Below are 13,899 nucleotides of genomic sequence, written 5' to 3'. Positions count from 1 at the left end.
CGACAGACGGTCTGTCGCCCAGCGATGAGGAGAATCCCCGCCCATGGCAACGACGCCTGCCGCGCCCGCTCAGACTGACGCGACCGCCCGCACCAATTCACCTGCCCGCGTGATCGTGGCGAGCCTGATCGGCACCACGATTGAGTTCTACGACTTCTATGCGTATGCCACTGCGGCCGTGCTGGTGTTTCCGACGCTGTTCTTTCCAAACGATCCCAATAACCCCGATCACACGGTGGCGTTGCTGTCTTCGCTGGCAATCTTCGGGGTTGCGTTCGTCGCGCGGCCCATCGGGTCGATAATCTTCGGTCACTTCGGCGATCGCATCGGTCGCAAGGGCACGCTCGTCGCCTCGCTGCTGTTCATGGGGCTTGCAACGTTTCTGATCGGCTGCCTGCCCACATACAGCCAGATCGGGTACTGGGCGCCGGCGCTGCTGGCTCTGATGCGCTTCTGCCAGGGCATCGGGCTGGGTGGCGAGTGGTCTGGTGCGGCGCTGGTCGCCACCGAGAATGCTCCGAAGGCCAAGCGTGCGCTGTGGGGCACCTTTCCGCAGTTGGGTGCACCCCTCGGCTTCATCTTCGCGAACCTCGTGTTCTTGGGACTGGCGCTCACGTTGGATGACGCGGCTTTCGCTGCCTGGGGATGGCGCGTGCCGTTCTTGGTCAGCTTCGTACTCGTGGTGATCGGGCTGTGGGTGCGCCTGCGCCTGGTCGAGGCGCCAGTCTTCCAGAAGGTGATCGACGCAGACGAGATCGAGCGGCAGCCGATCGCCGCAGCTTTCTCGGGCTACTGGCGCGAGATCATCATCGGTACGTTCCTGATGGCAGCGACATATACGGTGTTCTACCTCGTGAACACGTTCGCACTGACCTTCGGTACCACCGCGACCACAAAGACTCCCGCAGGTCTAGGGTACGACCGGGGGACCTTCATCCTGCTGCTTATTTTCGGGTGCCTGTTCTTCACGGTGACCACCGTGCTGTCGGGCGTGGTTGCCGATCGCATCGGCCGCCGTCGTCTCAACACGATCGTGAATGTGGCCATGGCGCTGTTCGGCCTGGTCTTCGGTGCGCTGCTCGGCGGCGGCTTCACCGGGCTGATCGTGTTCTTGATCGTCGGGTTCTCACTCACCGGGTTCGCCTTCGGGCCGATGGCCTCGACCCTGCCCGAACTGTTTCCGGCGAAGGTTCGCTATACGGGCTCGGCAATTGCCTACAACCTGTCAGCCATTGTGGGCGCCGCAGTCGCACCGTTCATCGCGGTGTGGCTGTGGAAGGTGGGCGAAGGCAGCGCCTTCTGGGTCGGCATCTACCTCACGGTGATGTGCGTGATCTCGCTGGTCGCAATTCGGCTCGCTCCCGAGACCAAAGACCGGGATTACGCGTAACAGTGAGTGGTGTCGCTGCCGACGCAATGTCTGCACCTGCAACTAGGTGTCTGCACGACCCGCGATGCAGCTGCGGACATTGCGTCTGAGGTGCCGAATTTGCGTAGGGTGAGGCGGGGGCGAGGCAGCGCCGAGCCAGCCCGGCAGCCGCCCCGCCCGAGCTGGACTAGTCGAGATCGCCGAAGACCACGTCGCTGACGGCGAATTCCGTGCCGTCTGCGGCCAACTCGATACGCTCTGCCTTGGCCACTGAACGCAGGTCGTCGAGGGCAAGCTCAACGCGCTCGATGCGCTCAGGTGCACCATGCAGCACCGCTGACACGATGGGTGTGCGCATCTTCACCTTGGCCTCGGTCTTTGCGCGACGGAACGTGATCAGTGCGTCGCTGATCGCCGCAAACACCGATGCTTCGGCAGGATGCGCCACATCAGCCGTCACCTCGGCCTCGGTCGGCCACGGCTGACGGTGCACTGACTCGGAATGCGTCCAGCTGTAGACCTCTTCGGTGGCGAACACGATGAACGGGGCAAACAGACGCAGCAGCACGTCGAGGGCCGTGTGCAGGGTGAGCAGCGCTGAGTCGCGGCCAGCCTTGCCGGCCGCACCATAGGCGCGCTCTTTGACAACCTCGATGTAGTCGTCGCAGAACGTCCAGAAGAACGACTCGATGACTTCGAGGGCACGTGCGTGGTCGTATGCATCGAACGCGCGAGTGGCCTGCGCCACGACATCGGCCAACGTTGCCAGCAGGCTCGCATCGAGGGCGTCAGTCACCTGCGCCTGCTCAGGGCGCTCACCAAAGCTCAACACGAACTTGGCTGCGTTCAGAATCTTGATCGCCAGGCGGCGCCCGACCTTGATCTGCTTGGGGTTCTGCGGGTCAAAAGCTGCATCGGTGCCCAGCTTGTACGCGGCGGCCCAGTATCGCACAGCATCGGAGCTGTACTGTTCGAGCAGCCCGAGGGGCGTGACCACGTTGCCCTTCGACTTCGACATTTTCTTGCGGTCGGGGTCGACGATGAAGCCCGAAATCGTGGTGTGCGCCCACGGCAGCCGGTGATCTTCGAGCTCGCTGCGCAGCAGTGTCGAGAACAGCCACGTGCGAATGATGTCTTGGGCTTGGGGGCGCAGATCGAACGGCGCCACGAGATCCCAGAGTTCGTTGTCGCGCTCCCATGCACCGGCCAGCTGCGGAGTCAGCGACGAGGTCGCCCAGGTGTCGAGCACGTCGACCTCGCCGACGAACCCGCCGGCCTGGCCGCGCTGGCTCTCGTCGAAGCCCGCCGGTGCCTGCGACGACGGGTCGACCGGGAGGTCGGCCTCGGCAGGCAGAATCGGGTGGTCGAAGTCGGTCTCGCCGTTCGCATCGATCGGGTACCACACCGGAATCGGCACGCCGAAGTACCGTTGACGGCTCACCAGCCAGTCGCCGTTCAGCCCATCGACCCAGTTGTCGTAGCGCACGTGCATGAAGTCGGGGTGCCAGGAGAGCTCGGCGCCGCGCGCCTTGAGCGTCGAGCGCAACTCATCGTTCTGCGCGCCGTTGGTGATGTACCACTGGCGGGTGCTCACGATCTCGAGCGGGCGATCGCCCTTCTCGAAGAACTTCACCGGATGCTTGATCGGCTTCGGATCGCCGAGCAGCTCACCGGTCTCGCGCAGGCGATCGACCACACCCTTCTGTGCTGAGAAGACGGTTTTACCGACCAGAGCGTCGTACTCGGTGCGACCAGCCGGGGTGCTGATCCAGTCGGTTTCGCGATCCAGCACCCGGCCATCCTGACCAATGATCGTGCGGTTGGGCAGGTGTAGCTCACGCCACCAGATCACGTCGGTGACGTCGCCGAAGGTACAGATCATGGCAATGCCCGAGCCCTTGTCGGGCTGAGCAAGACGATGCGCGAGCACGGGCACCTCGACGTCGAACAGCGGGGTGCGCACGGTGGTGCCGAACAAGTGCTGGTAACGCTCGTCGTCAGGATGCGCCACCAGCGCCACACACGCCGGCAGCAGTTCTGGGCGGGTCGTCTCGATGACCACATCAGCGTCTGGGCCGTGGAACGCGAGCGCGTGGTAGGCGCCGTCGCGCTCACGGTCTTCGAGTTCGGCCTGAGCGACTGCGGTTCGGAAGGTGACGTCCCACAGAGTGGGTGCATCGGCCTGGTAGGCCTCGCCGCGGGCCAGGTTGCGCAGGAAGGCGCGCTGGCTGGCAGTGATCGACTCATCACTGATGGTGCGGTACGTCTGTGACCAGTCGACAGACAGGCCGACCGTTCGCCAGAGGTGTTCGAACTGCTGTTCGTCTTCTTCGGTGAGCCGTTCGCACAGCTCGATGAAGTTGCGGCGTGAGATCGGCACCTGGTCGGCTGCTTTGGAACTCTTGCCGTCGCCGCCTTCGAATGGCGGCACGAAGTCTGGGGTGTAGGGGAGCGTGGGGTCGCAGCGCACGCCATAGTAGTTCTGTACGCGGCGCTCGGTGGGCAGACCGTTGTCGTCCCAGCCCATGGGATAGAAGACCTCGCGGCCCGCGGCCCGCTGATACCGAGCGATCACATCGGTGTGGGTATAGCTGAACACGTGGCCGATGTGCAGTGAGCCAGATGCCGTGGGGGGAGGCGTGTCGATTGAGTAGACGCCACGGGCCTTGGCTGCTTCGCGGTCGAAGCGGAACGTGCCCTGCTGCTGCCAGCGGTCGTTCCATTTAGCTTCGAGCCCCTCGAGCGCGGGTTTCTCGGGGATCTGTGCAGGCTGGTCGCTCATGGCGCTCCTCTGTGTTGGCGGCACCGTGTCATGTACCGCGCTCGGCGGTCGCCTGGTGCCTGATTGTGGTTCGAATGAGAACTGCTCAAGCATATCAAGGGTGTTTCTTTGCAGCGTGGAACGTCTTGCACACATACAATAGAGAGACCAGTGCCCGAGGCGAGTCGGTGTACGTGACAAGTATGAGGAACAGATTCATGGGGGAGAGTACGGCAACGACCGAGGAGGTCATCATCGACGCCGCAGAGAGTTCAGCACAGCAGTCGACGTTGGGGCTGCCGACTGGCGCGCCGCAGTCGAAGCGACGCAAACTTCCTTGGGTACTCGGCGGTGTTGGGGTGGTCGTAGCTGCAGCCATCGGCGGGCTGGCTTGGTACTCCGCCGATCATGCTGCACCCAACGTGACGTTTGCCGGGCAGAATGTCGGTGGCGCCTCCACGGCAGAGCTCGCCGAGATTATTCAACAGCGTTTCGACGACTACTCAATCGACTACACCTTTGATGGCGAGGCAGTTTCCGTCACGGCGGCAGATCTTGACCTGAGCGTCGATGCCGAGGCAACTGCTCGTGACATCATTGCTGCCCAGCCGGTGTGGCAACCCTGGACCTGGAACCGTGCCTCATCGGTTGTTGCCACCGTACAGACGAACGATTCGAGCGAACAGCAGTTCTTCTCGCAGACGTGGCCCACGGCGTTTACTGCTACAGAGCCCACCCTGAGCTACGTTGCCGCGAGCGACACTTTCAGTGTGCAGCCCGGCGAAGCTGGCCAGGGCATCGACAGCGATGAAGCAGCTGCCGATTTCGTGAAGGCTTTTTCCGCCGGCCTCGGCACCCCGCAAGAGGTCGAGCAGGTTGACGTGCAGCCCGCGATCAGCGTTGACCAGGCCACTGCGGTGGCCACTGAACTGCCTACCAGCGTGCAGGCGCTGACCTTCACCGTTGGCGACGACGAGGTGGCTACGGCTGATCGAGCCACAGTCGGGTCATGGGTCGTGGGCACAGTGGTCGATGGCGAATATCAGGCCACACTGAACCGCGAGAGCGTCGCAGCGTTCGTCAATGACTCGGTTGTGGCCAAGGTCAATCGTGAGACACGTACGGCCAAGGTGCTCAAAGACACTGATACTGCGCTGGTTGAAGGTCAGACTGGTCGCACTATCACTGACGTAGACGGACTGATCGATCAGGTGGCCACCACTGGGCTACAGGGCACCACTACCTTTGCGGTGTCGGTTGACGAGCAGCAATTCGAGACCATCCAGGTCGATCGTCGCATCGACATTGCACTGGCAGCTCGCACTGCCTCGCTGATCGAAGATGGTCAGGTGGTCGCCACGTTCCCGATGTCGCCAGGGCTTGGCACCAACACCGTGGGGCAGAGCGCAGCGACGGCTACCGATGTCGGTGAGTTCAAGGTCTGGTACAAGACCTCGACGCAGACCATGCGAGGCACAAACACCGACGGCAGCACATACGAGACGCCGAATGTGAAGTGGTCAACGTTCTACAACGGCGACGAAGCACTGCACGGCACATACTGGCACAACAAGTTCGGCATTGCCGACATGAGTCACGGCTGCGTCAATCTCAGCGAGGCCAACGCCAAAACTGTCTACGACTTTGCGCCGATCGGCACGCCGGTCTCGGTGCATTACTGAGCCTCTCTACTGCGCGCAAGCGCCACAGCATGCTGGGCTAAGATAAAGCGCATGCCATGCGGCACTACCACACGGGGTGAGAGAAAGGACGACTCGGATGTCCATCACCACTGTGCCCCCGGTGCTGCGACCAGAACCAGATGCGCAGCCTCTGTCTCAGGAGATCGTCTCAGAGCTGGCCGCTCGACTCAGCGGGGGCGAGTCTGACGTCGACACCGGCACTCGGCGTCGCGCTGAGTACTCTTCTGACGCGTCGGTCTATCGTGTCGCTCCAGTAGCGGTGGTGTTTCCGCGAACAGCCGATGACATCGTTGCCACTGTTGAAACCGCACGTGCGCACCACATTCCGGTGACGATGCGCGGTGCTGGCACATCCATTGCCGGCAACGCAATCGGCCCGGGCATTGTGCTTGACACCTCGCGGCACTACAACCGCATCCTGTCATTCGACCCCGAAGCGGCCACCATGGTGGTACAACCCGGTGTGCTGCTGGCCGACATTCAACAGGCAGGGGCGCCTCACGGGCTTCGTTTCGGCCCAGACCCTTCCACTTGGACTCGCTGTACCATCGGCGGTTCGATCGGCAACAACGCCTGCGGGCCTCACGCTTTGGCATGGGGGCGCAGCGCCGACCAGGTGCTCGAACTCGAGATCGTCGACGGCCTGGGCCGGCGGCTCACCGTCAGCACCGGACTTGACCAGCTGCCCGAGCTGCGTGAGATCGTGCGCGACGGGTTGGCGACGATTCGGCGCGAGTTCGGCACTTTCGGCCGCCAGGTCTCGGGGTACTCGCTCGAACATCTGCTGCCCGAGCGTGGTGAACACCTAGCTCAGGCGCTGTCTGGCACTGAGGGCACGCTGGCGATCATCCTGACCGCCACGATTCGGCTGGTGCCCGTGCCCACGGCACCGCATTTGGTGGTGCTGGGCTACCCCGATATGTTCGAGGCCGCCGATGACGTGGTGAACTTGCTGCCGCTGAAGCCGCTGGCTGTGGAAGGGCTCGATTCGCGCTTGGTCGACGTGGTGAAGGCCCACAAAGGGCCTGCCGCGGTGCCAGAGCTGCCGGAGGGTGCCGGCTGGATGATGGTCGAGGTTGGCGGCGCCGACGAAGCCGACGCGCGCGCCCGAGCCGACGCCATGGTTCAGGCATCGAACAGTTCAGCTGCAGCAGTCTTTCCACCTGGGCCCGAGGCGAGCGCCATGTGGCGCATTCGTGCCGACGGCGCTGGTCTTGGCGGCCGCACTCCGGGGGGTGAGCAGGCGTACCCCAACTGGGAAGATGCTGCGGTGCCGCCGGCCAAGCTCGGCTCGTACCTGCGCGAGTTCGACGCGCTCATGAAACGCTACGACCTCGACGGGCTCATGTACGGGCACTTCGGCGATGGGTGCACTCACATTCGCATTGACTTTCCCCTCGATCGTCAGCCGCAGATCATGCGCGAGTTCATGGAGCACGCCGCTGACCTCGTCGCCACCTACGGCGGCTCGTTCTCCGGCGAGCATGGTGACGGGCGAGCCCGCAGCGAGTTGCTGCCGCGCATGTACTCGCCCGAGGCCATCGAACTGTTTCGCCGCGTCAAAGCCGTGTTCGACCCCGAAGGCGTGCTGAACCCCGGAGTGCTGGTCGACCCAGACCCCATCGATGCACATGTGCGCCGTCCTGCAGCCGGCACGGTGCCAGCCACGCCCTCAGGGTTCTCGTTCGAACATGATCACGGCGACTTTTCGCAGGCCGTGCACCGGTGCATGGGTGTGGGCAAGTGCCGCGCCGACCTGCGCGGTTCGGGCAGCTTCATGTGCCCGTCATACCAAGCCTCCAAAGATGAGAAAGACTCAACGCGTGCGCGTGCTCGCGTGCTCGAAGAGATGATCCGCGGCACGCTCGTCGAAGGCGGCTGGGATGCCCCTGAAGTGGCTGATGCACTCGACCTGTGCCTGTCGTGCAAAGCCTGCTCCAGCGACTGCCCGGCCGGCATCGACATGGCGCAGTACAAGTCTGAAGTGCTCTACCGCAAAAACAAGGGGCGCATCCGCCCGCTGTCGCACTACTCCCTGGGGTGGCTGCCGCGCTGGCTGCGTCTGATCGGCATCGCACCCGCTGCGGTCAACGCGATTCTCAAAGTGCCGGGCGTCAGCCAGGCCATCATCCGCGGTGGCGGCATGGACTCGCGTCGGCGCATGCCGAAGTTCGCCCCACAGCAGTTCGGGCGCTGGCTGCGTGCCAACGGCCGGGCGCGCTCACGTGATTTCTTCACCGAGGTCGATTGGGTTGCCGCGGTCGGCGGTCGGTCGGGTGCCGCCAGCGGCATGCTCCCGGTGGATGCTGCGGGCACCTCGGCCCGAAAGGGTGCGGTGGATGCGCGGCGGGCTGGTGTGCGCACGCCGGTCGTGCTCTGGAGTGACTCGTTCAGCAACGGCATCGCCCCGGAGATTCCGCGTGCAGCGGTGGCAGTGCTCGAAGACGCCGGGTACGAGGTGGTGCTGCCGCCCGATAATGCGTGCTGCGGCCTCACCTGGATTTCCACCGGACAGCTCGACGGTGCGCGGGCTCGACTCACCGACCTGGTCGGTAAGCTTGCGCCGTTCGCAGCGCGCGGCATTCCGATCATGGGGCTTGAACCGTCGTGTACCGCGGTGCTGCGCAGTGACCTGCTGCACCTGCTGCCTGACGACGAGCGGGCACAGGCTGTGGCTGATCACGTCTTCACTCTCAGCGAGCTGCTGAGCGCACCGGCGCCGCTCGGGCCCCGTGCCGACTGGTCGCTGCCCGATCTGGCTGGCACCGAGGTCGTCGTGCAGCCGCACTGCCACCAATACTCAGTGATGGGCTTCGGTGCCGACCGTGCGCTGCTCACCCGGGCAGGCGTCTCATTCACTGAAGTGGCCGGGTGCTGTGGGCTTGCCGGAAACTTCGGTATGGAGAAGGGGCATTACGAGACTTCAGTGGCAGTGGCAGAGAACAATCTGCTGCCCGCGCTCCGGGAGCTGGGTGAGCGATGCGGCGATGAAGGCGTGTATCTGGCCGACGGGTTCTCCTGCCGCACTCAGGCCGATCAGTTGCTCGACGTGCAGGGGCGCGCGCTGGCTCAGCTGCTCGCCGACGGGCTCGGGCTGGAGTACTGACTCGTGCGCGTGATCACCGGGCTGGCTTTGGCGGCATCGGCACTGCTCATTGGGCAGTGCGCGGGTGTTGCCGAGCCGGCCGCAGCCGACACCGCAAGCGACACACAGACGCAGATCGATGCCATCAACGCACAGCTCGACCAGCTGCAGCAGCAGGCGAACTCTTTGGGTGATGCTGCGGTCAGCGCAGCCGGCGCCGCCGCCGAGACTCAGCAGCAGCTGGAATCTGCCACGGCCTCTGTGGCGGCGCTTAGTGCACAAATCGCTTCCGCTGAGACCCAAGTTGACACCGCACGAGAGCAGACTGCAGCGGTGGTGCAGCAGCTGGTGCGGGGGCAGTCAACGCAGGTCGGTTCGACGCTGCAGCTTGTCGGAGTCGAAGACGCCGACGGCGCGCTGTGGCGCATGAGCACGCTGGCGCAGGTATCGGATCGCACCGATGACGCGGTCAGCCGTGCAAACGCCCAATATCGCGAACTCACCGCCCTCGTCGAACAGCAGCAACAAGCTGAGCAAGAACGCGCGCGGCTGAATGAGCAGGCGCAGTCAGATGCGGCATCAGCGGCAAGTGCGAGCGCCTCGGCACAGAGCGCGGTCGACCAGCAGCAGCAGCGGCAGAGCGAGCTCATCGCCCAACTGGCAGCGCTCAAACAGACCACCATTGAGCAAGAGACGCGCGAGCGCGAACAGCAACAGCTTGCCGCCTCGTATGCCGAGTCGAACGACCCTGGCGCATCGACCTCGACCGGTGCCACCACTGGGCAGTCGTCATCGTCTGGCTCCGGCGGCAGCGCGAGCACGCCATCCACAGTGACGCCCACGACCACCGCGCCCACCGCGCCCACCACACCGAGCACTCCCACCACCCCGACAACGCCCACGACTCCGAGCATCGACACGTCAGCCGCAGCCTCCAAGGCCTACGCCCGTGGGCGCCTGAGTTCGTATGGCTGGGGTGACGACCAGTACACGTGTCTCGTGAACCTCTGGACCCGCGAGTCAGGCTGGCGCTATAACGCGAGCAACTCGTACAGCGGCGCCTACGGCATTCCTCAGGCGCTACCGGGTTCCAAGATGGCCAGCGCAGGCGCTGATTGGCGCACCAACCCACAGACCCAGATCAATTGGGGGCTGGGGTACATCAAAGCGCGATACGGCAACCCGTGTGGTGCGTGGGCGCACTCCGAGAGCACCGGCTGGTACTGACTCAGCCCGCGGCGGGGCGTCATTCTGCGCAACGGTCTCGGTGAGCGCGTGAAACCGGCGTACCCGGGCTGTGGGCGATTGGTGAAGCCTCCAGCGGCCTGCACGGAGCCAACCGTTGGGGGGGGCAACTCACTGATCGAGCTGCTGCTCTGATCGAAGACATTTCGACCAACGGCAAACTGGTGGAGTGAGCCGCCGCCAGTCGCGGTCACAGTGCTAGAATCTGAGGCAATGCGTTGATCCGGCCATCACCGGGGAGCATCTGGCAGAACGGCGTACGCGAGGCGTCACGCTCAGTAGATCCAGACGGGGCAGGCCCGAGACAGCCGCAGGCGAGTGGCACACCGCAGGTGTGCAAACGAGGTGGTACCGCGACACCCTCCGACGGAGTGTGGCGTCCTCGTGCAGGTGAATGAGCACGAGAGCAGCACGACGCATGGTCTATCCCCTTCCCAGCCCCGGCAGTGAGCATCCTGAGCAGGTCAGCCCTTCACCGAGCTTTCCCGCGATCGAACAGGGCATCCTGGCTTTCTGGAAGCGCGACGACACCTTTCAGAAGTCTATCGACCAGCGCCGCGATCAGCAGGCTCCCGAGTGGGTGTTCTACGACGGCCCACCTTTTGCGAACGGTCTGCCGCACTACGGTCATCTGCTTACCGGCTACGCCAAAGACGTGTTTCCGCGGTACCACACCATGCGCGGTCAGCGCGTCGAGCGCCGCTTCGGCTGGGACACGCATGGTCTGCCGGCCGAGCTGCAGGCCGAGAAAGAGCTTGGCATCGTCGATAAGCGCGACATTGAAGACAAGCTCGGCATCGCAGCCTTCAACGAGGCGACGCGAGCAAGCGTGCTGCGCTTTACCAACGAGTGGCGCGACTACGTCACCCGATCGGCGCGCTGGGTCGACTTCGACAACGATTACAAAACCCTCGACATCACCTATATGGAGAGCGTCATCTGGGCCTTCAAGACCCTCTACGACAAAGGCCTGATCTACGACGGCTTCCGCGTGCTCCCATACAGCTGGGCCGAGCAGACGCCGCTGTCGAACCAAGAGACCAAGCTCGACGACGCGTACAAGATGCGCCAAGACCCAACGGTGGTCGCAACCTTCCCACTGACCGGTGAAAAGGCAGCCGCGCTCGACCTCGAGGGAGTGAAGGCGATCGCCTGGACCACCACTCCCTGGACCCTGCCGACCAACCTCGCCTTGGCCGTCGGGCCCGAGATCGATTACGCCGTGGTGCCGGCCGGGCCTGCTGGCGCCGGCGACGGTTCTGCGCCGGGGCAGCGTTTTCTGCTGGCAGCCGAGCTGGTGGGCGCGCATGCAAAGGCACTGGGTTATGAGTCTGCGGCGGATGCGCAGGCGGCAGTTGAACGCCATCTGCTCGGCGCTGACCTTGAGCACGTGCGCTATCAGCGACTGTTTGACTACTTTGCTGACGCAGAGAAGTATCACACTGAGAACGCGTGGCAGATTCTGGTCGCCGACTACGTATCGACCACCGACGGCACCGGCATCGTGCACCAAGCCCCGGCCTACGGCGAAGATGATCAGTTGACCTGTGCGAAGTACGACATCCCCGTGGTGCTTTCAGTCAACCAGGCCGGCGAGTTTCTGCCGAGTGTGCCCGAGGTAGCCGGGGTCAACGTGTTCGAGGCGAACAAGCCGCTGATCAAGCTCGTCAAAGAGCGGGGCCGACTGCTGCAGCAGGCCACAATCGAGCACTCGTACCCGCACTCGTGGCGCAGCGGCAAACCGCTCATCTACATGGCGCTGCCGGCCTGGTTCGTCGACGTCACCAAAGTCAAAAAGCGTCTGCTCGAGATCAACCAAGAGATCACCTGGGTGCCTGAAAACGTCAAAGACGGGCAGTTCGGCAAGTGGCTTGAGAACGCACGCGACTGGAACATCTCGCGCAATCGCTACTGGGGCGCGCCCATTCCGGTGTGGAAGAGCGATGACCCCGAGTACCCGCGCGTCGACGTCTATGGCTCGCTTGAACAGCTGCAGGCCGACTTCGGGGTAGAGGTCACCGACCTGCACCGCCCCTACATTGACGAACTCACCCGCCCCAACCCCGACGACCCGACGGGCCGTTCGACGATGCGTCGCGTGCCCGAGGTGCTCGACTGCTGGTTCGAGTCGGGGTCGATGCCGTTCGCGCAGGTGCACTACCCGTTCGAGAACAAAGAGTGGTTCGAGACGCACAACCCCTCTGACTTCATCGTGGAGTACATCGGGCAGACCCGTGGTTGGTTCTACAACATGCACGTGCTGGCCACGGCACTGTTCGATCGCCCGGCGTTCACCAACGTGATCAGCCACGGCATCGTGTTGGGCAACGACGGGCAGAAGATGTCGAAGTCGCGGCGCAACTATCCCGACGTCAATGAGGTGTTCGATCGCGACGGCTCTGACGCGATGCGCTGGTTCTTGATGTCGAGCCCGGTGCTGCGCGGCGGCAATCTGATCGTGACTGAAGAGGGCATCCGCGAAGGCGTGCGCCAGGTCATCCTGCCGCTGTGGAGCACCTGGTACTTCTTCCAGCTCTACGCCAACACCGCGACGGCAGCCGATGGCACTGCCTCGGGCTACCAGGCGCAGTGGCGCACCGACTCACCCGATGTGCTCGACCGCTACCTGCTGGCCAAGACCGGCGACCTAGTACGCCAGGTGCAGGCGAGCCTCGACGTGCTCAACGGCGTCGACGCTACCGACGCTCTGCGTCAGTTCGCCGACGTGCTGACCAACTGGTACGTGCGCCGCAGTCGCGATCGCTTCTGGGCCGGTGACGATCACGACGCGTTCGACACGCTCTACACCGTGCTCGAAACCGTCACTCGCGTTGCCGCGCCGCTGCTGCCACTGGTCACTGAGCGCATCTGGAAAGATCTCACTGGTGGCGACAGCGTGCACCTGGCCGACTGGCCCGACGCAGACGCTTTCCCGAGCGATCCCGATCTGGTCAGCGCGATGGACGAGATTCGTCAGGTGTCGAGCGCAGCACTCGCACTGCGCAAGGCGGAGCATCTGCGTGTGCGCTTGCCCCTGGCGCGACTGACCGTGGTCGAAACCGGTGCGGAGCGGCTGCAGACCTTCGCGGGCATCCTGCGTGACGAACTCAATGTGAAAGACGTGGTGTTCGAGACCCTGAGCGAAGATGCAGCCGAACGATTCGGCGTCTCGAAGCGACTGACCGTGTTCGCACGCGAATGCGGGCCTCGCCTCGGGCGTGAGGTGCAGTCGGTGATCAAGGCGTCGAAGGCGGGCGACTGGTCGCAGGCCGATGGCGTGGTGAGTGCCGGTGGCGTCGAGCTGCGCGAAGGTGAGTACCGCATCGATCTGGTGGCCGACGAAGTCGCTGCTGAGGCGCAGCAGGCCGTGGGGCTGCTGCCCGGCGGTGGGTTCGTGCTGCTGGACACCGAGGTCACTCCCGAGCTCGCAGCTGAGGGCATCGCACGCGACACCGTGCGCCAAGTGCAACAGGCACGCCGCGATGCCGGTCTCGATGTTTCGGATCGCATCGCCCTGACCGTGGGCGCTGCTGACGAGGTGCGTGCAGCGCTTGAGGCGAACCGCGAGCTGGTGGCTGCCGAGACACTGGCCACCTCGTTCACCGTGGTGAGCCCGGCCGAGGCACAGGCCGAGCCGGATCAGCCGGTCGGCGACGGTCAACTGGTGTCGATCACGCTGCAGCGCGCCTGAGGCACGATGCCGTGGTGGTGCATACTGTTTTGTGGCATTGAGTGA

The 13,899-nt window shown here is 64.1% G+C and carries 6 protein-coding genes and 1 pseudogene; 6 read left to right on the top strand and 1 reads right to left on the bottom strand.

Features of this window, described 5'->3' with window-relative positions; translation table 11 throughout:
- Window positions 1-43 precede the first annotated feature (43 nt).
- Window positions 44-1,390 carry an MFS transporter gene (locus G557_RS0103625; protein ID WP_028244984.1) on the top strand — a complete coding sequence of 449 codons (1,347 nt, stop codon included), beginning with the start codon at window positions 44-46 and terminating at the stop codon, window positions 1,388-1,390.
- 166 nt (window positions 1,391-1,556) lie between these two features.
- On the opposite strand, the gene valS is transcribed toward G557_RS0103625, so the two are convergent.
- A complete protein-coding gene (valS, locus tag G557_RS0103620) occupies window positions 1,557-4,151 on the bottom strand; it encodes a valine--tRNA ligase (RefSeq protein ID WP_028244983.1) in 2,595 nt (864 codons plus the stop codon).
- A 197-nt stretch (window positions 4,152-4,348) separates the two neighbouring features.
- Here valS and G557_RS0103615 point away from each other — a divergent pair, with 197 nt between their 5' ends.
- From G557_RS0103615 to ileS, 5 genes and pseudogenes are all read left to right on the top strand, one after another.
- A complete protein-coding gene (locus G557_RS0103615) occupies window positions 4,349-5,812 on the top strand; it encodes a L,D-transpeptidase (protein ID WP_028244982.1) in 1,464 nt (487 codons plus the stop codon).
- A 97-nt stretch (window positions 5,813-5,909) separates the two neighbouring features.
- Window positions 5,910-8,939 (top strand): FAD-binding and (Fe-S)-binding domain-containing protein, encoded by a 3,030-nt coding sequence (locus G557_RS0103610; protein WP_051224438.1) that lies wholly within the window; start codon window positions 5,910-5,912, stop codon window positions 8,937-8,939.
- Window positions 8,940-8,942: 3 nt separating this feature from the next.
- Complete coding sequence (locus tag G557_RS14210; protein ID WP_028244980.1) at window positions 8,943-10,145, top strand: coiled-coil domain-containing protein; 1,203 nt, start codon at window positions 8,943-8,945, stop codon at window positions 10,143-10,145.
- A gap of 53 nt (window positions 10,146-10,198) precedes the next feature.
- Window positions 10,199-10,295 (top strand): annotated as a pseudogene (locus tag G557_RS14425) (FAD-binding protein); the annotation flags it as partial.
- A 286-nt stretch (window positions 10,296-10,581) separates the two neighbouring features.
- Entirely contained in the window at window positions 10,582-13,854 is a 3,273-nt protein-coding gene (gene ileS, locus G557_RS0103600; protein WP_028244979.1) for an isoleucine--tRNA ligase, read from the top strand.
- Window positions 13,855-13,899 lie beyond the last annotated feature (45 nt).

The sequence above is a fragment of the Pseudoclavibacter soli DSM 23366 genome, assembly GCF_000423505.1.
In the GTDB taxonomy this organism is placed as follows: Bacteria; Actinomycetota; Actinomycetes; order Actinomycetales; family Microbacteriaceae; genus Pseudoclavibacter_A; species Pseudoclavibacter_A soli.
Note: the sequence above shows the minus strand (reverse complement) of the source record. Positions and strands in the feature narration are given on the sequence as shown.

What these genes read in the sequence shown, in the direction of transcription:
- valS (WP_028244983.1), bottom strand. Translation starts at nt 4,151, where the DNA reads ATGAGCGACCAGCCTGCACAGATCCCCGAGAAACCCGCGCTCGAGGGG.
- G557_RS0103610 (WP_051224438.1), top strand. Translation starts at nt 5,910, where the DNA reads ATGTCCATCACCACTGTGCCCCCGGTGCTGCGACCAGAACCAGATGCG.
- ileS (WP_028244979.1), top strand. Translation starts at nt 10,582, where the DNA reads ATGGTCTATCCCCTTCCCAGCCCCGGCAGTGAGCATCCTGAGCAGGTC.
- G557_RS0103625 (WP_028244984.1), top strand. Translation starts at nt 44, where the DNA reads ATGGCAACGACGCCTGCCGCGCCCGCTCAGACTGACGCGACCGCCCGC.
- G557_RS0103615 (WP_028244982.1), top strand. Translation starts at nt 4,349, where the DNA reads ATGGGGGAGAGTACGGCAACGACCGAGGAGGTCATCATCGACGCCGCA.